We start from the raw sequence: 20,934 nt of genomic DNA on the forward strand, positions 1-20,934 counted from the left end.
ATAATATATTAGGTAATCAATCTCAATATAAACCTCACAGGTTTTTAAAATCTGTGAGGTTTTTTGCGTTTTAAGGAATTCAATTCTTCAATACATTGACAAAAAAATCGCCCATTCTCATATAAAGAATGGGCGATTGCAAAAATTGGTTGGTTAAATTTTCTGTAAGAAGAATCGTTACTGGTTTCTAATATAGTAATTATTTTAGAATGATGAACTCTACACGTCTGTTGATTGAATGTTCCTCATCGCTACACTTATCACCACAATCAACAAGTGGTGCGCGTTCGCCATAACCTTTCGATCTTAAGCGCTCACGGTTAATGCCATTCTCAACAAGATATTCAAGCGTTGCAGCAGCTCTCTGATGCGATAAATGCAAATTATAGAGGTCTGAAGCTCTATTGTCAGTATGAGCTCCCAATTCGATTTCCATACGAGGATATTTATTCAACAGTCCTACCAAAACATCTAATGTACGTGCAGCTTGAGGTTTGATATCCCATTTATTGAAATCAAAATAAATGTTCTCTAATTCAATATAAATATAACCATCATCTTTGGTGACAACTATTTCTTCAGCGTCATCGTAAGACTCAATCGCTAATTCAATATTAAAAGTGATATTGCCGTCATCATTAGTGGTGAATTTTTCTGTGGTAGGGATATAAAACGCCTGATGTCCTTCTATGGTATAGGTTTTATTAGGTTCTGTATTGAACACATATTGTGCGTCTTCACCAACCACCATCTGACCAACTTGATTGCCATCCTCATCAAACAAGGTTACCGTTGTACCTGGGAGTAGGTTTTTGGAGTTTTTATCTCTTACATCACCCACCACGGTAAACTGACGTTGGTTGTCCTTACGTGTAAATGCGTATAAATTGTCATGTCCAGTACGGTTAGAGGCAAAATAACCAGTGTCTTCATCTTCCTTAAGGATATAGCCAAAATCATCCAATTCTGAGTTGATGGTTTCTCCTAAATTTATAGGTTTGGAATACACACCATCAAATACTTTACTCATGTAAATATCCAATCCGCCCATCCCTTGATGCCCATCTGATGCAAAATAAAGGGTGTTCTCCGAATCGATAAATGGAAATTGCTCTCTGTGGATGGTGTTTATGGTGCTGCCCATATGAACAGGTGCACTATACTGGAATTTTTCATCACCTTCAGAGTTTTCTGTAATATCCACATAAAAAATATCGAAAGAGCCCATGCTTCCCGGCATATCACTAGAAAAGTACAATTTCGTGTTATCTGTACTTAACACAGGATGTTGGGTAGAGTAGAGCTCACTGCTAAAAGGGAGTTCTTTCACATTGGTCCATACGGTATCTATCAATTCTGCTCTATAAAGTTTGACAGTTGCTACCAATTCTTCTCCTACAAGCACCCGTTTATCATTGGTTCGGGAAAAATACATGGTTTTGCCATCTGTTGTAAACGTGGCATTACTTTCGTGTGTTTTCGTGTTGATTTCGTCAGAAAAAGGCACGATGTTAACGAGCTTCTTATCCTTGGTAACGTCCGCTCTAAATAAATCTAAATACGGTTTGTTGTTCCAAGAATATATAGGATTTTTAAGGTTTCTTAAAGAAGAAAACACCACTTGGTCTTTGTAATAGGTAAGCCCAAAATCGCCAGTTCGAGCACTCTGATTCATAATTTGAATCTCGTAGGTAAAAGGTACAATTTTGTTAAGGTTTTCGATGAACTTTGGAGTATCCACGAAATAACCAAGGTATTCGCCCATAATTTTATCGGCGTTTTCATAGTCTTTTACACCCAGTAAAGATTGGGCATATCTAAAATAAACTTCCCGATCTAAGCTATCTTTATATTTGGTAAATAACCCTGTATATGGGGTTCTTGCCAACTTCATTTCTGAATTATAGTAATAGGAATCTGCTAATTTCTGAAGCACTTCCTGACTTGGGTCTAAGGCTTGGTACATTTTTGCCGCCTCTACATAAGACTTTTGTTCAAAAAGGATATTGGCCCTTTTTAAACTCGGTCGTTGCGCCTGGACTGTCCATTGCGTAGCAAGTAAAAAGAGGAGTATGCAAATGTTTTTCATGAGTATATTTTTAGAAAAATCTTGGCGATTTATCATATCCTTTTGGGTTTCCTAGTTTGTCAATATCTAATAAAATCATGATTTCATGAGATCCTGAATTAAATCTTCCAAGATTGGAAAGTGTATGGTCATACGCGTAACCTATACGCATGGACGGACTAATTTTGATATTAGCAAGTCCTGACACCGAATCATCAAAACGATATCCAGCTCCAACTTCAACCATATTATTTATGAGCATATTTGCTGTTACATCTATTGATAAAGGTGCTCCGCTGACCGCTTTTGTCATGAAAGCAGGTTTGAATTTTAAATTGTCGTTCAAATCAAATACATAACCTCCAGTTAGAAAAAAGTGAAGTTCTTCTGCTGCATTGGTGACCATACCACTATCTCTTTCAAGATGTTTTGTGTTGAGCAGATTCGGTACAGAAAATCCAACATAATAATTGTCACCAAACACATATGCACCGGCACCAACATTCGGAAAAGTTCTGCTCAGGTTATTGGCAAATGCTGGATCTGGTGTATCATCAGAATATATAAATCCATCAAAATTGGTACTAAAAAAAGTAGCACCAGCTTTAACTCCTAAAGATAGTTTTGTTCTATCTCCAAGCGGTAGGATATACGCAAAATCAGCATACACGTTGGTTTCATTCACAACATCCCCAATTTGGTCATTAATGACTGAAAGTCCAACTTGAATTTTTTCCTGTAAAGGCACGTTGACAAAAAACGACCCCGTTTTTGGGCCACCAACACTACCTACCCATTGTGAACGGTATAACACCCCCACATTGATATCTTCGCCTTCAGTAGCATATGCAGGATTAATGACGCGCATATTATACATGTATTGTGTGTACTGCGGATCTTGCTGTGCCATACTGTTAAGTCCTGTGCAAAACAGAAACAAAATCAGCGTATATTTTAAAATTTTAATGTTCATAGATACATTTATTCACTTTACCTATTAAGGTAGACTCTACCTTGGATCGTTTTAGTGGTTTGGTCGTTAAACTCCAATATATAAAAATAGACTCCTACTGGTAAAACGCCATTTCCAACTTCTCGACCTTGATTTGATGTGCCATCCCAATTTGGCGTATTGATATCACCTTTATAAAGAATGTTACCATACCTGTTATAAATTTGTAATTTAAAATTAGGATAGAGTTCGTGTAAGTCTTTAATATGGAACGTGTCGTTGATATTATCGCCATTTGGACTAAATCCGTCAGGGATAACAAGAACCAAAGGCTCACATCTTTCTACACTTACCGTTACTTCTAAACGGATGCCATTTGAACAGCCATTTGCAGTGCTGTTTTCAGCATAGTAAGTCGTTCCATCCACTAATGGTGTATCTTCATCATAAGCAGTACCATTTTCTGAAGCATCAGACCACGTAATGCGATCGCCTCCAATAAGGTTAGCAGTTAAATTAGCAATAGTAGGAGAGTCTTCTGAACAGAAGTTGTCACCATCCGTTGTCAATTGTGGTGTCTGTGCTTCTTCAACATTAAATTGAACCGTAGGGATTGTTCCTGATGTCGTTCCGCAATTTGTAACAGGATCGATAAGTTCCACAATGGTGAACGTTGTTGATCCTACATTTGTTAATTGTGAAGCAGGAATAGTAACTGTTGCACTACCATTTGAAAAATCTAAATTAATAGTGTTTTGTGACGAATTAGCACCTGTTAAAGTGTAATTAACTTGATAGTTTCCATTGGCGATTTGTGTTGCTCCTGAAATTGCAACAGTAGCAGCTTCAGTAAGGCAGATGGCATTAGCCGTAAGTGTAATTCCAGTACTATTTGGTGGCGAAACTGTTTCTACAGTTACTGTTGCCGTTTCAGTACCACAAGCAGTAGTTACGGTATAGGTATAGGAACCGGCCTTATCTTTTGAAGGATCAAAAATTCCAGGACCACTTGTTAACGCAGGAGACCATGTTCCTCCAGTATCTGGAGAACCTCCTAAGCTGTCAAACAGATTTGTAGGTGCATCATTGCTGCAAACTTTTAAATTGCCATCCGAACCGGCATTAGGGACCTTATCAACAGTTACCGTTACGGTTGCAGAAGCAACATCACACGGACCATTTGCTGCAATGGTGTAGGTGTAAACGCCAGCAGTATCTTTTTTAGGATCAAAAACTCCAGTGCCACTTGCTAACGCAGGGGACCAAATGCCGCCAGATTGAGGTGTTCCACCTAAACTATTAAATAGATTCTGAGGTGCACTTTCAATACAAATAGTGAGGCTGCCGTTGATACCAGGTTGAGGAGCAGGACTAACAGATACGGTTACAGTTGCTGTTGCGTCACCACAAGACTGTTTTCCTTTTACGGTATAAGTATATAGGCCAGCGGTGTCTTTTGACGGATCAAAAATACCAGTACCGCTTGCTAGCGCAGGCGACCAAGTTCCACCAATTTCAGGCGTGCCTCCTAAGCTGTTAAATAAATCTTGAGGGGCTTCATTACTACATAAAATTAAAGAGCCATTGCTACCTGCATCTGCTAACGGATTAACCGTAACGGTTACTGTAGCAGAAGCATTGCCACAAGGCGCAGTTCCGGCAACAGTATAGGTATAAGTACCTGCAGCATCTTTAGACGGATCAAAAATACCCGATCCACTTGCTAATGCTGGAGACCAAGTGCCACCAGTTTCAGGTGTACCTCCTAAACTATTGAATAAATTTACAGGACTATTATCAACGCATAAGGTTATCGCTCCATTTGTTCCAGGTTCCGCTTTCGGATTGAGGGTGACATTTACTGTTGCTGACGCATCGCCACAAGGAGACGCACCTTTCACAGTATAGGTGTAAATTCCTGCAGTATCTTTTGATGGATCAAAAATGCCAGTGCCACTTGCTAATGCTGGAGACCAGGTGCCGCCAGTTTCTGGCGTTCCACCTAGGCTGTTAAATAAATCTTGTGGTGCATCAGTGTTGCATAACACCAAAGTGCCATTGCTACCTGCATCTGCCAACGGATTGACCGTAACTGTTACTGTAGCAGAAGCATCGCCGCATGGCGTCATTCCGGCAACAGTATACGTATAAATACCTGCAGCATCTTTTGAAGGATCAAAAATACCTGACCCACTTGCTAAAGCTGGAGACCAAGTGCCGCCAGTTTCAGGCGTACCACCTAAACTATCGAATAAATTTACAGCGCTGCCGTCTACACATAAGGTTATTGCGCCATTTGTTCCAGGTTCCGCTTTAGGATTGATGGTGACATTTACTGTTGCTGACGCATCACCGCAAGGAGACGCACCTTTTACAGTATAGGTGTAAATACCTGCAGTATCTTTTGATGGATCAAAAACTCCCGATCCGCTTGCTAATGCTGGAGACCAAGTTCCTCCAGTTTCAGGCGTTCCACCTAGGCTGTTAAATAAATCCTGTGGCGCATCATTAGTACATAACACCAAAGTGCCATTGCTACCTGCATCTGCCACCGGATTGACAGTAACTGTTACTGTAGCAGAAGCATCGCCACATGGCGTCATTCCGGCAACGGTATACGTATAAGTTCCTGCAGCATCTTTTGAAGGATCAAAAATTCCCGATCCACTTGTAAGTGCAGGGGACCAAGTTCCGCCAGTTTCAGGCGTTCCGCCTAAACTATCGAATAAGTTAACAGGGCTGCCATCAACGCATAGTGTTATTGCGCCATTTGTTCCAGGTTCTGCTTTAGGATTGATGGTGACATTAACTGTTGCTGACATATCGCCGCAAGGAGACGTTCCCTTTACAGTATAGGTGTAAATCCCTGCAGTATCTTTTAGAGGATCAAAAACTCCCGTGCCACTTGCTAACGCTGGAGACCAAGTACCACCCGTTTCAGGCGTGCCTCCTAAGCTGTTAAATAAATCCTGTGGCGCATCATTACTACATATTATTAAGGCACCATTATTACCTGCATCTGGTAACGGATTAACAGTGACGGTTACGGTAGCCGAAGCATTCCCACAAGGCGCTGTTCCGGTAACGGTATACGTATAGGTTCCTGCAGTATCTTTTGAAGGATCAAAAACACCTGTACCACTTGCTAGCGCCGGAGACCAAGTGCCTCCAGTATCAGGAGTACCTCCCAAACTATTGAATAAATCTGCTGGACTGCTATCAACACACAATATCAGTGTGCCATTAGTACCCGGTTGTGGTTCTGGATTGATCGTAACACTCACTGTTGCAGAAGCATCTCCACAAGGTGCGGTACCAGCTACAGTATAAGTGTAAGTGCCTGCAGTATCTTTTGATGGATCGAAAACTCCTGTACCACTTGCTAATGCAGGGGACCAAGTGCCGCCCGTTTCCGGCGTACCACCTAAACTATTGAATAAATCTTGAGGCGCATCATTGCTACATAATACCAAACTGCCGTTGATTCCTGCATCTGGAGGAGGAATGATATTTATACTTACGGTTGTAGTACTTGTCGGACAAGTGTCTGAAGTAACATCATATGAAAATACATACGGACTTCCCGCTACAGTCATTGCTGTAACGCTAACGGTGCCTTGGCTTCCGTTGGTGGTTGAAAAAGGACCACGCCACACGCCGTTAGTACTAGGGGTGCCGCCCAAGGCATCAAATAAATTAACAGTACCTGTACTTGTAAGGTCGGTAAAACAAAGATCAATATTTCCAATGGTTCCTGAATCGTTAGGTGCTATAAATTCAACAGTAACCTCCAAACGTTCTTCACTTTCACAAATGTCAGTATAGGTTGTGGCGAAATAAGATTCCCCATCTACTAAAGGTGTGTCTAATGGTAATGCCGATCCTGAGGATTCAGTACTGTACCACTTATTGTTTCCACTTGCTTCTAAATCCGCCACTGTTGGTTGAGAGTCAGCACAAAATTGCTGAAGTGATTCTCCTGTAGGCACAGGCACCACACCAACACTTACAAGTACCGAACGTCTAGATGATCTACAGCCAGTATCTGGATTGGATTGATCTACATAATAAATGGTATTATTTGTTAAGACTGTTGTTTCTGCTAACGGAGTTCCTCCAAAAGGAACATCATACCATTGAATGTCATTACCAGTAGCAAACAATCGAGAAATTGTTGCTTCATTTGGCTCATCTACACAAGGGCCTTGAAAACCTAAAGCTTTTGGTGGTCCATATATTGTAACTTTTACAACTTGTCTCGTACCACAAGTTCCAGCAGCATTACCAGCGTAATACTTTTCTCCGTCAATAAGACCTGTAGTATTTGATAGTGGGGTAGTTGATGTTGCTGTAGCATACCATTTAATGCCACCACCGTTATTGGTCGCCACTAAGTCGGAAACCATTGGCGCTTGAACATCACAAAAACTTTGCGTTGGGTTAGTCACCGTTGGACATTGTGAAAATCCAGCATTAACGCCTCCTAAGAAAAACAGGGTAGCAAGTATGAACGTATAATAAAGGTTGGATGGGGTAGTTTTTTTCATAAATAATAAAGATGGTGCATGGCATGCAACCGTTCCAATGTATTCAAGTTAGTTAGCTTCCTTTATGGTATTGTCTGAATCATATTGTAATATATAAATCCCTTCATTGCTAAAGCCTCCCAACGCATTCTTTTCATAATCAAATTTAAGTTTTGTGTATTCAGTAGTTTTATCTTCTGCCGAATTTTGAAAACTTTCTTGTTGGAGCATTCTTAGCAAGCTGTCAAATGTAATATCAAATCCTAACATCACATTCGTTGTTGGCTGCAAGTTATACTTTTTTTGATATGAACGAATAAATTGTTTCGAGCTCAGTGTAGGTATAGCAGGTCCTAATGAAGGATAAATCATTTTTAAAATGCGGAATCTCAATTGGGATACGTCGTTTGCATCAGGAATTAATGACGATTCCAATACTGCTAATTGCAGCTTGTAATTTGATGACTCACTCAGCATTGTGGTGGTAGCACTTAAAAAGACACTGTTTCTCTCACTATCCAACACCACAAAGTTAAGTTGGTTCTTTTTAAATTTAGCAATCAACTCTTTTTCATTAAAGGTGCCGTTCTTCTTGATGTTTATAAAATCAGCATTTGGGATGTGACGCTCTATAAACGCTTTGCTTTCCCCGCGGTTAACATCACTCAGCACAATAATATGCGCTTGTTTTGACTTCATATAATTCAACACTTTTAAACGCTGTTGATTTATTGAAGGTAATGCACTGTATAAATTATTGGTATTGCTTTGGCGCGCAATCGTAGATGCTGTAATTACCGGAGTTTTACTTTCTGCGGTAAATGCCGCGATGTCTTCCTCTATATTGTCATAAAATGGTAACACAATGGCATCATATTTAGTGATGTCTTTTTCTTTGGCCACTTCTAAGACTTTAGAATTACGCTGTCCGTTTAAGGTTTCAATAATGTCAACATTCAATTGAAGGTTAAGCTTTTTTAAAGAATCTATTGCGATGGATGCACCTTGATAAAATTCCAAACTATTTTTTTTGAACTCATCGGAAACAACATCGAATTTATACCCAGTTACGGCATGATTTTGAAATTCTGTTTGCGAAAATGGCAAAAAGAACAACAGATTTTTCGATTGTGAAGTATTCGCAGACGCTTTTAAATCGGTATAACGCGCTGTAGATTTTGGAGCAACAGGAACGTTGGCAACTTCTGTGCTGCCTAATCCGTCTTTTGGCATCTTGATAACTGCACCAATTTGCACAGATTCCTTTAACTGCGGATTTAAAACAAGAAACTCAGGAATGGTCATTCCTGCTCTTTTAGATAATCCGAATAATGTTTCCTTAGGTTTAATTACATAAGTACTGTATGCTCTGTTGGTAAGAGGAGTGCTTGAAGTGTTATCCTTAGTAGTTGGCTCAGAACTTTGCTCTTTAATGTCTTCAACCGGCGCTTCATTTGTAACGACGTTTTCAGTAGTAGGAGTTTCCTTCACGACAACGTCATTCTCAACAGGCGTTGCAATAACAGGTTCTGGTTTGGTAACTTCTGGCAATGTGTCTTCATTTTTGACGACCTCTGTAGGTGGAGTCACTTGAGCTTGAACTTCAGGTGCATCGGTGGTTGTTGTACCACTTGACGTTGGAATCTTGATTTTATGTCCCGTTACCAACATTGAAATGATGTGCGGATTCTCACGCTCTAAATCGGCAATTGAAACGTTGAATTTTTGAGAAAGTCCGAATTTAGAATCGCCTTTCTGAACCACATAAGTGTCAAAACTAGTTGGAGTATTGACTGGTTGTGATGTAGCGGTTTGTTCTTCAGGAGCATCTTGCTCATCGGTAGGGATTTTTACAATCTGATCTTCTTTAAGGACGCCATTGATTAAGCTTGGGTTGGCATTGGTTAATTCAACAACCGTCAAACCATTGGCTTGTGAGATACTCCAAAGTGTTTCGCCTTTGCTAACACGATGGTTTTTCGTGTTTGTGAAAGTTCTTGCAGGTGGCGTCGCCGCTACAGGATTGTTTGTGGTAGCATTTTGATTACTAAAAGGAGCGTAGGTGTGAATTTCTAAAACCTGTCCTATTTGCAGGCCGCCCACAATTTGTGGATTTTGCGATTCGAGTTCAGGAACAGTCAAATCAAAACGTTTTGAAAGTCCAAATTTCGTATCTCCTTTTTTAACGGTATAACTGATGGACGAACGTTTTACCGAAGCCTTCAAGGAATCCGCCAAGCTGTTTACAACTGGTGTTTTAATTTTACTGGTTGGGATAATCAGGACGTCACCAACCTTGAGATTCGCAATCACTCCAGGATTTGCTAATTGCAAATCATAAGGTGTCACATTATATTTTTTAGCAATAGAACTTAACGTTTCATCACTGCTTATGGTATGTTTTTTAAGGTCTTCTTGCGCTGTCCCTATAGTAAAGCACAGAAAAAAGAGCGTAAAAAACATATAAAGTCGCTTCATTTCAATCACAGACTATGGTTGTTTGTTTTAGTGTCATAATAATCTTATAAAAATACCAAAAAAACCGATAAGCGCACCTTGAAATGTTAAATAAATTTGGATCCTTTCAATAATAATAAGGCATTTTCGAGTTTTTACATGGAAATGACGCTCTTAAAAACAGCTAAGAATTACGATTAGTTGCTCATTTTATTCGGATTAGTATGTTAAATACATGTTCTTCAGAAGTTATGGATAAGGTTGTTGGGATGGTCTTTGACAATTTCCTTCAAACAATTGATAGCTGCTATTTTTTATGTCATTATAATTTTTTATCAAATTTTGTTTGTATCATCGGGTGTAATGCAGGTTTTGAAGGTTTTTTTGGTTTCCATAGAGCTTAAAATTTTATTAAAGAAAACCATTAAAAAGTTTCACATTAAGGCTAGGTATTTCGTCTTAAGTTTCTACTTTTAACAGCTTCCTTAAGGTGGTATTTAGCACTGTTATATTTAAATTCTATCCAACGTTATTAAATTAAGGAACTTGAATTCTATAATACACATACGTAGACATAACCTATGAAAATACTTCATACTTCAGATTGGCATATTGGTAAACAATTGCACAAAATTGACTTAGAACCAGACTTGGATTTGTTTTTTGATTGGCTTTTAAAAACCATTAAAGAAGAGCACATCGATTTGTTGTTGGTTTCTGGTGATGTGTTTGATCAAGCAAATCCGTCGCAAGCCTCATTAAAACAGTATTACAATTTTTTAAAGCAGATGATTAATACGGATTGTAAAATCATCATTACAGGTGGAAATCATGATGCGCCATCCGTTTTAAACGCTCCAAAGGAGATTCTGGGATTTTTGAATATTGATGTTATTGGCGGAGCTCCTGAAGCGACCGAAGAATTGTTTTTTAAGTATAGTAAAGGTGATGAAGAAGTAGTGATTGCTGCCGTACCATTTTTACGGGATAAGGATATTAGAAAGTCGGTTGCTGCGGAAACCTATAGTGATAAAATTGAACAGATTAAGGCAGGAATTCAATCCTATTTTTCAAATATCAATGCGCATTATAATCAACATTTTAAAGGGCGCTGCTTTATCGTTATGGGACATTTATATGTTCAGGGAGCACAGGTTTCTGAGAGTATGAGAGACATTCAAATCGGGAACCAGGCTGGCGTTATGGGGAGTATTTTTGGAGAGGAACCTGACTATGTTGCCTTAGGACATATTCATAAACCCTATGCGGTGTCTGCCTCAAGAAACGTGCATTATTCGGGTTCACCGGTATGTTTGAGCTTTAGTGAAAAGGAAGAAGTAAAGCAGGTCAATATTATAACGGTTCGAGGAAAGGACTTAGAGGTGGAAATTGTACCGATTCCGAAATTCAGGAATTTAGTCACTTTTCAAGGATCCTTAAAAGAGGTTAGGAGGCAGTTGAATGAGCATAAAGTAAATACACAATTAGTATCATTAGCTGAAATTATTGTGAACGAACCCAATGAAAATGTGCAAATCAGACGAGATTTAGACGAATTGTTGGAAGCTTTTGCCAACGATGATTTGGTTATTGTTAAGTCGAAACTAAATTTCACCAATAAAATCCGCGGTGCCTCCGAGGCGTTTCAACCAGGAATTAGCGTTGCTGATGTCACTCCGATGGAAATGTTTGAAAAACGATTGGAATTGGATGGGCAACACGAAAATGCGGAGGAGTTGAAAAATGCGTTTCGTCAAATTTTAGAAGAACTTAACCTGTAGGCTATGAAGATCAGTAAAATTAGTTTTAAAAATATCCACTCGCTTCGTGGTGAACATCATATTGATTTTATGAAAAATCCGTTGGCTGACAGCGGGTTGTTTGCCATTACCGGGCCTACGGGTTCTGGGAAATCGACATTATTGGATGTGATTACCTTGGCTTTGTATAATAAAGTACCGCGGATTGGTGCCATCAGCAAATCGGTTATTGATGGTGAAGGCGGAATTATGACCAGGAATACCCAAGACTGTTATGCAGAAGTAGAATATATTGTTAAAGGAAAAACGTATCGCTCGCATTGGTCTATTGAGCGTAATCGCAACGATAATTTAAACGATAGAAAACAGGAAATAATTGATGTTGCTACAGGTACAATTATTGAAAGTGGCAAGGCTTCGGTCCCTACTAAAAATGAAGAAATAATCGGGCTTAACTATGATCAGTTTGTAAAAGCGATGGTGCTGTCTCAAGGGCAATTCAGTAAGTTATTGCAAGCGAAAAGAGATGAACGCAATAAGTTACTTGAAGATATTACAGGGGCCAAAAATTATCGCGCTATCGGGATTGCTGTATTTAAAAAGTTTAAGGCTGCGGCAGAAGCTACCAAGGAACAGGAAATTAGGTTGGGTGAAATTGAATTGATTCCTGAAGAAGAAAAGAAAGACTTGAATGCCCAAGTAGGAACGCTGACTAAAGGAAAGGAAAGTCAGAAAAAGGAACTCGATGAATTAAAAGTTGAGATAGAGAATCGAAAAGGTATTCTCAAACAACAGACCATTTTAACCACCAACGAGCAACATCAAAAGGCATTAGCAAATGCCCTCGAAAGTTTTAAAAAGGAGGAAGGGTTATTGGAAAAACATGCAACATATGTGATTCATAACGCCCTCATTTCCAATTTTGAACAAAAAGACAAATCGCTAATAGAGCATACAGAAGCACTCAAAACACACAAGGCTACGGAAGCAGCCGTTGTAAAGGAGAAATCCGATTTATTGGAGATAGCTTCCGCTATTTTGGGTCAAAAAGTAGAAGAAAGCAATTATGTCGATCATTTAACGCAGCTTCGTAAAGAGGTTAATACGTTAAAACATGAAGAAAACCTTGCAGTGGAACAGGCTAAACTTCATGAAGATCAGATTAGAAAAATTCTTCAGGATGTCAACGTTGGTACCGTAAGAATTCCTTTTAATGAGAACCCAATCGATTTCAGCAAAACGATTCATCCGCTTGAGGAAAAAATCCAACAGTTTTTAAATTCGGTTCAAGTTGATAACGAGGCACAATTATCCGAAAAAGAAGCTAGTTCTAAGGAGAAATCAAGTCTTGTCGGTGACTTAAAAATGGCGGTTACACAATACAATTCAGAATTAAAAAACAAAAATGCAAAGGAGGATGAATTAAAACAATCCAAAGCATTGGTTGAAAAGTATCAGTTGCAGCTAAAACAAACAGAATCAGAGCTCAAACCTTTGGAGTTGGAAGTAGAGCAATTGACCAAAGCTGAAGAGACGCGTAAACAACATCAAAGTTTGGAAGCGCATAGAGCGACTTTGGTAGATGGCGATCCTTGTCCGCTCTGTGGTGCTCTAGAGCATCCTTATGCAACCCATAAACCGCACTTTGACTTTCAAGCTGAAACCCTAAAAACGAAGCAGGAATTACTGAAAGCGAAGCGTGACTTAAAGATTGCAACTGAAGCTAACTTAAAAAGTGAGCAACCCAAAAGTGATGCTTTAAATAAAACTTTAAAGCAGCTTACCGAAAATTTAAAACCAAAGGTTGAAGACATTGAAAAATTGTCCAGAGTGCTCAAAGTGGAATTTGTCCAGAGTGTTGACACTATCAGTGACTTAGAAAACGCTGTAAAGGCGGAAATACAACTTGTAGAACAGGTTAAAAAAGCCTTTGGTTTAAGAAAATCGTTGTTAGATTTAAAACAGACCACTGAGAAATGGATAAAAAGTTCAGAACAGAAAACCCAAAAAGAGGCGGCACGCAAGAAATTATATGCTGCAGATGATATTGACGCAAAAGTGCAGTCGTTACTGAATAAATGGACAAAAACACTTGAGCAAATCAACCAAACCACGAAACTTATTTCGGAGCTTAATGGTAAGTTAAAGATGGTTTCTGAAGAAAGAGCGGACTTAGAAAAACAATTACAGCATATTCTGGAAAAGGAACGCATAGAAAGTGTATCACAATTAAAAACATTTATCCTTTCAGAAGAACAGGCAGAAGATATTCGCAAGAAAAAACAAGGCTATCAATTGCAACAGGAGCGTTTAAAAATTGAAAAGGAAAGTGCTGTAAAGGAAATCGAAACGTTCAAATCTGTAGTAAAAACGTCACTGCCAATTGCGGAACTGGAATCAAAATATGTGAAATTGGAGGAGGAATTCAGCAGTTTAAATGAGCGCATAGGGGTTATTAAAACGCGATTGGAAGCTGATGAAAAAGCGAAAGAAAAACAGGGCATACTACAGACAAAATTAAACTCCCTGAAAAAGAAGGAAGCCTTGTGGAAAACGATGAATGGGTTGATTGGTGATGCTAATGGCAAGCGCTTTTCTAATTTTGTGCAAGATCTGACCTTGGAACAATTGATTGGCTATACCAACCTGCGATTGAAAGATTTAAGCGATCGCTATCGGGTGGATATTCCAACGGCGGACGAAGCGGATAAAAACGATTCCTTAAAAGTGTTTGATAGCCATCAAGGCGATGCGCGTCGGTCGATCAATACACTTTCAGGAGGAGAAACATTTATGGTGAGTTTGGCAATGGCGTTCGCGTTGTCCGATTTGGCGGCTAAAAATGTCACCATCGAATCCATTTTTATCGATGAAGGTTTTGGAACCTTAGATCCGGATACCTTAAATCAGGCGATATCCATACTGGAGAAAATGCAAAATGAAGGGAATAAATCCATTGGTGTTATCTCACATGTGGAAGCATTAAAAGAACGAATCACCACTCAAATACGATTGGAAAAAACAGGAGCAGGTTATAGCAGATTTGATATTGTTTAAGTTGATGATGACAAAATAAGCACCTTATTTTATTGGTTAAAAAATATCTAAAACCAGCGTTTGGTTCTTTATCATCATAAATATTCTGTATTCTTGTAAGTTGAACATCTTTGATTATGGGACCACAACACGACACCACGAACGATACTCGTAAACCTATTCCTTTAGAATCTGAAGCAGAAATTCAGGAGACTCAAAATGAGGAGGAATTGAACGAAGCCGTTCCTGTTTCAGAACCTAACATAGAGAAGAAATCGTTTGGTGAGCGCTGGAAAACACATCGGTTCTGGCTTTTTAGAGGCACCTATTATGTCCTCTTTTCCGTTTGGGCAATTGTGATGGCTATTGGCGGTGCCATTGCATGGTTAATTGCGATGCTCTTTATATGATGTCAAGCTTGCCATTAAAGTTTTTACGCACCTATTTTCTTTTGTCTTTGCTCGTTTTTTTAGGCGTACAGAGTTTAAAATACTTCTCAATTGCCAGCCCTGATTGGATCATCCACCACCTTAATGATTTCTTGGTAATACCTATGGTCGCTACTTTGGGGTTGCATGCGGTTTGGGTTATCAAAAAAGATGATACGATTCGTCTCAACCTATTGACAATCTTTAGTTTGGTCGCGCTTTTCTCAATTGTATTTGAATATTACCTACCGCAACACTCTTACCGTTACACCGGCGATTGCTGGGACGTTTTCGCCTATGTTTTAGGAGGATGCGTATTTTTTGTGCTGCAGAAAATGGAATAAGTGCCGAATTCGGTATTAATACGTGCAGTTCACCTCTTCATTTAGCCTCCAAATTTCCAATTATCGTATTTATTCAACTATTTGTCAGAAGTTGTATTTTATTCATTCTTAATTTGTTAGATTTATTATAAAACTCTACTAGTGTTGAATCGAGGCGTGAAATGGTTATTAATTGTGCTAACAGGTATATTCCTGTTAATTTTCGCATTAAAAATAGTGACCAAGCGAGAGATAAATGAGCTCGACGAGACGCGAACAGTTTACATTAAAAAGCAGGATAAGGGCTTTACCCTCATAAGAAATGGAGCGCCTTTTAAAATTAAGGGCGCCACTGGCAATAGTCATTTAGATGCCTTAGCGGCAATTGGCGCTAATACACTTCGCGTTTACGATTATGAAAATATAAAGTCCATATTGGATGAAGCACAGCAGCATAACTTGGCGGTTATTGTAGATATCCCTTTAGCGAAATATACTGATGATGCCAATTTTTATTCTGATGAGATACAGATAGCTCGGTTCAGGGATACACTGAAAAAATTAGTGAGGACCTATAAAGATCATCCTGCACTTTTGTTTTGGAATTTAGGGAATGAGCTCGATTATCCGTTGGTGTTAAGAAAGAATGAGTTTATAAAAACCTTTAACGGATTTATTGATTTAATTCACAAAGAAGACCCTAATCACCCGGTCGGGACGAGTATTATTCCTTCAAAAACCGAAACTTTAAGTATCCATTTGCACTCTCCACAATTAGATTTAATCGGTTTCAACGCGTTTGGTAATTTAAACATGATCAAACCTCTGCTAAATAAAATAACTTCATAAGCCATATGATGCCTTATTATATTAGTGAATACGCAAATAATGGGCCTTGGGAGGAGCGGAAAACATTATGGTCGGTTCCCGTGGAACAAACAAGTGCTAAAAAAGCCGAGCAATATGCTGACAATTATCGGACCTATATCCTTTCAGATACCCGATCAATGGGAGATCTTGTGTTTTATTGGGGACAAAAACAAGAACACACGCATACTTGGTTTAGTATTTTTGATGAAGAAGGAAGGAAATCCCAAGTCTATTATAATTTAAAATCACTTTGGGGGCAGCATACCAGTAAAGCCGAAATGCCGCCTCAAATAAAATATATGCTCATTAATCAACAAGGTTCAAAAGACACTTTAATCTATAACGCAAAAGACATTAAAACCGCTCAGATTTTAATGGAGGATAAAGCGGACACTACTTTACAATATAAATGGGAAATTTTTAAGGAAGGGTGGAGTTATAAAGTGGCAGAAAAAGAGAAAAGACCAAAAAATGTTCCCCTTAAAATTATAGAAAAACACGACAACATCTTAACCTTCAGGGTACCGGAAAAGGATGGACCATATCGCATTTTTGTCTATGTATATGATCAGAAAGGAAATTTTTCGACTACAAACGTTCCCTTCTATGTGCTCAATCAATGAATGATCAGAATTCAATAACCCATCCAAATCGAAAGGAGCTCCTCATAGTCCGCACAATTATAGTAATTGCGCTGCTGAGTATTGGTAATTTCTTTTATTGGTTTCTTCAGGCTGAATTGATAGAGACCCCAATTTTATTTGGGTTATTGACCTCTGTTATTGTTTTTGACACCATCCGTGTTGTTTATATATGGTACCATTACTGGACTATTAGCATCCCTAAAAAACCTGTTTCTAAGACACAATTTACTGTAGATGTTCTGACCACTTATTTTCCGGGGGAGCCCTATGAAATGACCACTGAAACGCTTTTGGCGATTAAAAGAATGAGGTATCCCCATACCACGTATTTATGCGATGAAGCTAATGATGCCTTTCTAAAGGATTTCTGTGAAGCACATCATATTGTCCATGTTACCCGGACGAATAGGAAAGATGCCAAAGCAGGTAATATCAACAATGCACTATTGCAGGCTACAGGCGATCTTTGTCTTATTTTGGACCCTGATCATATCCCTAAACCTGAGTTTTTAGAAGAAATCGTTCCTTATTTTGAAGATGACGCTATCGGTTATGTGCAATCCGTTCAGGCCTATTATAATGTAGAAGGATCTTATGTTGCTGAAGGCGCGGCCCAACAAACGTTTCATTTTTACGGACCTATGATGATGTCCATGAACTCCTACGGAACGGTTAATGCCATTGGTGCCAATTGCATGTTCAGACGGAAAGCGTTAGATAGTATTGGTGGGCATGCCCCTGGACTGTCGGAGGATATGCATACCGCCATGCAATTACATGCCAAAGGATGGAAGTCAGTTTATGTGCCCAAAGTGTTTACAAAAGGATTGGTGCCTGCAACCTTAACTGCGTATTACAAACAGCAGTTAAAATGGTCTCGAGGCACCTTAGAATTGTTGGTGTCCGTGTATCCTAAACTTTTTAAAGAATTTACCTGGAGGCAGAAACTGCATTATGGCATATTGCCATTGCACTATCTGTCTGGCTTGTTTTTCTTAATAGGATTTTTAATTCCTATAATTTCCTTGTTTAATGCCTCGCTGCCGTGGCGTGGAAATGTAATCCGATTTGGACTTCTTTATTTTCCCGTCGTCATGTCTATTATCTGTATTAGAATATATGTTCAGAAGTGGGTGATGCACAAAAGTGAACGTGGTATTCATATTCAGGGCGGATTGTTATTAATGTGTACGTGGTGGGTTTTTCTGTTAGGCGCGCTATATACCGTAATAAGGAAAAAAGTGCCCTACCTGCCAACGCCCAAGGATGATAAGGAAGTGACTAATTTTAAAATTGTTGTCCCTAATTTAGCGGTTGGTATCATTTCAATATTGGCCATTATTTATGGCTTGTCAATAGACTTTACACCGTTTTCAATAGTTATGTCAGGGTTTGCATTGCTGAATGCCGTGATCATGTTTTATACCTTGGCGTTTGCCTATCAAAAGAATGCAGCGGTTGAAATACCAACATATGAACACCCCAGAATTTATACAAAAACCACCAGCAATAATGTGTTTAACTTCTTTAGCAATGCTGCACTTGCCATAGTACTGATAAGTGTTATTGGATGTGCTGGACTTCAATATTATGGCGATTACGTAAAATGGGCTGGGGTAACGCCGCCCAAAAACGAGAAACATACCATCAATTATATCGGAATTTTTGCGCCTAAGGAAGATAATGGGCTTACGGATATTAAAGAGGCTAATAAGATTTCAAACAGGGTAGACAATCAGTTCAATCTGATTTCCCTCTATCTGGCATGGGATAAAGACCTTGATAAAAGCTTTCCATCAAATTTGATGGATTCTATTTACAAACAAAAATCCATCCCCGTCATTACTTGGGAGCCTTGGATCAATACGTTTGAAGAGGACATACAAGATCAGCATGTTTATGATTTGATAGAAATTGGCTATTTCGATGCGTATTTGGTGGAATTTGCTCATACACTAAAAAAAATAAACAAGCCAGTTTTTTTAAGGTTTGCTCATGAGTTTGATAATCCATTTTATCCGTGGTATATGTATGGCAATGGTGCTGCTGATAAATTTAAATCGGCATGGATCAACGCTTATGAGATTTTCAAGAAAGAAGGAGCAGACAATGTAATGTGGATCTGGAATCCGTGGAAACCAAAAAATGTCGCCGCCTTTTACCCGGGAAAGGCCTATGTGGATTGGATAGGGGTGAATGCTTTAAATTATGGCAACTTAAATGATGATGGTGTTTGGCATGAATTTGAAGCGCTCTATGAACCATACCATGAGGAATTTAAAAAACTGCCCCAAACACCCGTAATAATTACAGAATTTGGCTCCTTAAAAAACAATCCAAACGAAAGCTCGTCCGATTGGATAAATAATGCGGTCAGTGCTATAGAAAACAATTTTAAGGAAATTAAATCCATTATATATTTTAATAGCCAAGTGGATAATAATTGGCCTACAGGTGAGAAACCTGATGACTATCTCGATTGGTCCATTCCTTCTAGTCAGACTAAAATTAACCTGTTTGCCAATAAGGTGGTGCCTAATTATATTCCGACGCCATTACAGCAAATTAAGACCGAGGTTATTGAGCTTGAAAAGACGGATGAAATATTAAAAGATGTTAAAGGCATTAACCTTAAGCAAGGGCAAAACTGGGAAAATGATTACCATGTTTTAAATCGTAGAAAATTAATGGGTGATTTTAAAAACCTTAAAAATTTAGGCATTAATACCATAAAATATCAAGGTAATTCCATTTATGACTACAATGTGATGGAAGTCAGTAGACTGTCAGGTTTAAACATTGCATATAGTTTTTGGATTCCTGAAAATATCGATTTTATGATGGATAGCTTAAAAATCCGAGAATTAAAAGCGGACATCCTTAAATCGATAAAGTCCTATAAAAACACGAATCATATTTTATCGTGGCATCTCGAGAATGACGTCCAATTTACCCAAAACCATTTCTTCCATAAACCGTCCCTGCTTTATCAGAACAGAGCATACCTCCTTTGGTTAAAAGACGTAGCTGCTGAGATTAAAAAGCTCGATCCTAAACGTCCCTTGATTGTGGATGTTGAGGTGAATCCCAATGCGATTTTCCATATCACACGCATTGTGTCTAATATTAAGGATATTGACGCCATCGGTTTGGTGGTGAAGGATGCTACATATTTAGAGGAGGTAAAATCTTATCTAAACAACATCAACCAACCGTATGTTTTTAGCGGCATAGACAGCGATGATCTGGCAGCGCATCATATTGTGGACGCAAAGGCCTCATTTTTTATTACCTCCTGGCAAGACAAGCATGAAAGTAATACGCTGGATTTTGATGGTGTTATTGACCGAAAAGGGAGGTTTAAAGAGGATTATGTGACGCTTGCCTCGCATTTAAACAAGCCTAAGATTGACGTAACTATTCCTAAAGTAAAAATACTAAAACCTTCAAAATTGATTTACGAGGGCAATACCCATACGTTTTATGCGATGGTGTACAGTGATAAAAATAATTGGCAATTGGCCTCTAAACACAAGAATTTAAAATTTGAATGGGCATTGGTTAAATGTGACGCGTATGGGAATTACTTGGCGATTAAAGAAATGGGAACTGAAGCAAAAATATCTATTAAAATTCCTGAAAATTACACCTATTATCAATTGCATCTGACCGTTATTAATGGCGATTACATAGCCACAGATATTACAGGCTTGAACACCCCATTAATTGTAAACTGATGCTTTGTTGTAGGATTTAAAAAATCGAATTTCAGCATGTAAATCTTTGTGAACAGGTAAAAGCATGAGCGCTTTTAAACGGATAGTTCAAAATAAGAGTTGCCCGTAACCAATAATTTATTAGATTTATTGC

The 20,934-nt window shown here is 38.7% G+C and carries 11 protein-coding genes; 7 read left to right on the forward strand and 4 right to left on the reverse strand.

The annotated features are described in order from the left end of the window. Nucleotides 1–199 precede the first annotated feature (199 nt). Genes Q0947_RS01365 through Q0947_RS01380 form a run of 4 tightly spaced genes read right to left on the reverse strand, consistent with a single transcriptional unit; the run spans nucleotide 200 to nucleotide 10,009 of the window. A complete protein-coding gene (locus Q0947_RS01365; RefSeq protein WP_299390535.1) occupies nucleotides 200–2,089 on the reverse strand; it encodes an OmpA family protein in 1,890 nt (629 codons plus the stop codon). Between the two features lie 10 nt (nucleotides 2,090–2,099). After that, nucleotides 2,100–3,041 carry a type IX secretion system membrane protein PorP/SprF gene (locus Q0947_RS01370; RefSeq protein ID WP_299390537.1) on the reverse strand — a complete coding sequence of 314 codons (942 nt, stop codon included), beginning with the start codon at nucleotides 3,039–3,041 and terminating at the stop codon, nucleotides 2,100–2,102. Nucleotides 3,042–3,058: 17 nt separating this feature from the next. Beyond that, the gene (locus tag Q0947_RS01375; RefSeq protein WP_299390539.1) at nucleotides 3,059–7,567 is read right to left on the reverse strand and encodes a gliding motility-associated C-terminal domain-containing protein; all 4,509 of its coding nucleotides are present in this window, start codon (nucleotides 7,565–7,567) and stop codon (nucleotides 3,059–3,061) included. A gap of 48 nt (nucleotides 7,568–7,615) precedes the next feature. After that, nucleotides 7,616–10,009 carry a LysM peptidoglycan-binding domain-containing protein gene (locus tag Q0947_RS01380; RefSeq protein WP_299390542.1) on the reverse strand — a complete coding sequence of 798 codons (2,394 nt, stop codon included), beginning with the start codon at nucleotides 10,007–10,009 and terminating at the stop codon, nucleotides 7,616–7,618. A gap of 575 nt (nucleotides 10,010–10,584) precedes the next feature. Here Q0947_RS01380 and sbcD point away from each other — a divergent pair. The 7 genes from sbcD to Q0947_RS01415 all read left to right on the forward strand — a co-directional run bounded on the left by sbcD (nucleotide 10,585) and on the right by Q0947_RS01415 (nucleotide 20,801). Beyond that, nucleotides 10,585–11,784 (forward strand): exonuclease subunit SbcD, encoded by a 1,200-nt coding sequence (gene sbcD, locus Q0947_RS01385; RefSeq protein WP_299390544.1) that lies wholly within the window; start codon nucleotides 10,585–10,587, stop codon nucleotides 11,782–11,784. Nucleotides 11,785–11,787: 3 nt separating this feature from the next. Then, nucleotides 11,788–14,820 (forward strand): AAA family ATPase, encoded by a 3,033-nt coding sequence (locus tag Q0947_RS01390; protein ID WP_299390547.1) that lies wholly within the window; start codon nucleotides 11,788–11,790, stop codon nucleotides 14,818–14,820. Nucleotides 14,821–14,936: 116 nt separating this feature from the next. Beyond that, nucleotides 14,937–15,209 (forward strand): hypothetical protein, encoded by a 273-nt coding sequence (locus tag Q0947_RS01395; protein WP_299390548.1) that lies wholly within the window; start codon nucleotides 14,937–14,939, stop codon nucleotides 15,207–15,209. Beyond that, on the forward strand, nucleotides 15,206–15,571 hold the full coding sequence (locus tag Q0947_RS01400) for a hypothetical protein (RefSeq protein ID WP_299390549.1): 366 nt from the start codon (nucleotides 15,206–15,208) through the stop codon (nucleotides 15,569–15,571). The genes Q0947_RS01395 and Q0947_RS01400 overlap by 4 nt, the downstream gene beginning before the upstream one ends. 216 nt (nucleotides 15,572–15,787) lie before the next feature. After that, nucleotides 15,788–16,399, forward strand: a complete 612-nt coding sequence (locus Q0947_RS01405; protein WP_299390550.1) for a cellulase family glycosylhydrolase — start codon at nucleotides 15,788–15,790, stop codon at nucleotides 16,397–16,399. A gap of 5 nt (nucleotides 16,400–16,404) precedes the next feature. Beyond that, on the forward strand, nucleotides 16,405–17,043 hold the full coding sequence (locus Q0947_RS01410) for a hypothetical protein (protein ID WP_299390551.1): 639 nt from the start codon (nucleotides 16,405–16,407) through the stop codon (nucleotides 17,041–17,043). Continuing rightward, nucleotides 17,040–20,801, forward strand: coding sequence for a glycosyltransferase family 2 protein (locus Q0947_RS01415; protein ID WP_299390552.1), 3,762 nt, complete (start codon nucleotides 17,040–17,042; stop codon nucleotides 20,799–20,801). The genes Q0947_RS01410 and Q0947_RS01415 overlap by 4 nt, the downstream gene beginning before the upstream one ends. Nucleotides 20,802–20,934 lie beyond the last annotated feature (133 nt).

Source organism: uncultured Gelidibacter sp., from assembly GCF_947500795.1.
Classification (GTDB): domain Bacteria; phylum Bacteroidota; class Bacteroidia; order Flavobacteriales; family Flavobacteriaceae; genus Gelidibacter.

Bases quoted from the DNA above. Each gene is read 5' to 3' on its own strand.
- Q0947_RS01375 (WP_299390539.1), bottom strand. From the start codon at position 7,567: ATGAAAAAAACTACCCCATCCAACCTTTATTATACGTTCATACTTGCT.
- Q0947_RS01395 (WP_299390548.1), top strand. From the start codon at position 14,937: ATGGGACCACAACACGACACCACGAACGATACTCGTAAACCTATTCCT.
- Q0947_RS01415 (WP_299390552.1), top strand. From the start codon at position 17,040: ATGAATGATCAGAATTCAATAACCCATCCAAATCGAAAGGAGCTCCTC.
- Q0947_RS01370 (WP_299390537.1), bottom strand. From the start codon at position 3,041: ATGAACATTAAAATTTTAAAATATACGCTGATTTTGTTTCTGTTTTGC.
- sbcD (WP_299390544.1), top strand. From the start codon at position 10,585: ATGAAAATACTTCATACTTCAGATTGGCATATTGGTAAACAATTGCAC.
- Q0947_RS01400 (WP_299390549.1), top strand. From the start codon at position 15,206: ATGATGTCAAGCTTGCCATTAAAGTTTTTACGCACCTATTTTCTTTTG.
- Q0947_RS01390 (WP_299390547.1), top strand. From the start codon at position 11,788: ATGAAGATCAGTAAAATTAGTTTTAAAAATATCCACTCGCTTCGTGGT.
- Q0947_RS01410 (WP_299390551.1), top strand. From the start codon at position 16,405: ATGATGCCTTATTATATTAGTGAATACGCAAATAATGGGCCTTGGGAG.
- Q0947_RS01365 (WP_299390535.1), bottom strand. From the start codon at position 2,089: ATGAAAAACATTTGCATACTCCTCTTTTTACTTGCTACGCAATGGACA.
- Q0947_RS01380 (WP_299390542.1), bottom strand. From the start codon at position 10,009: ATGTTTTTTACGCTCTTTTTTCTGTGCTTTACTATAGGGACAGCGCAA.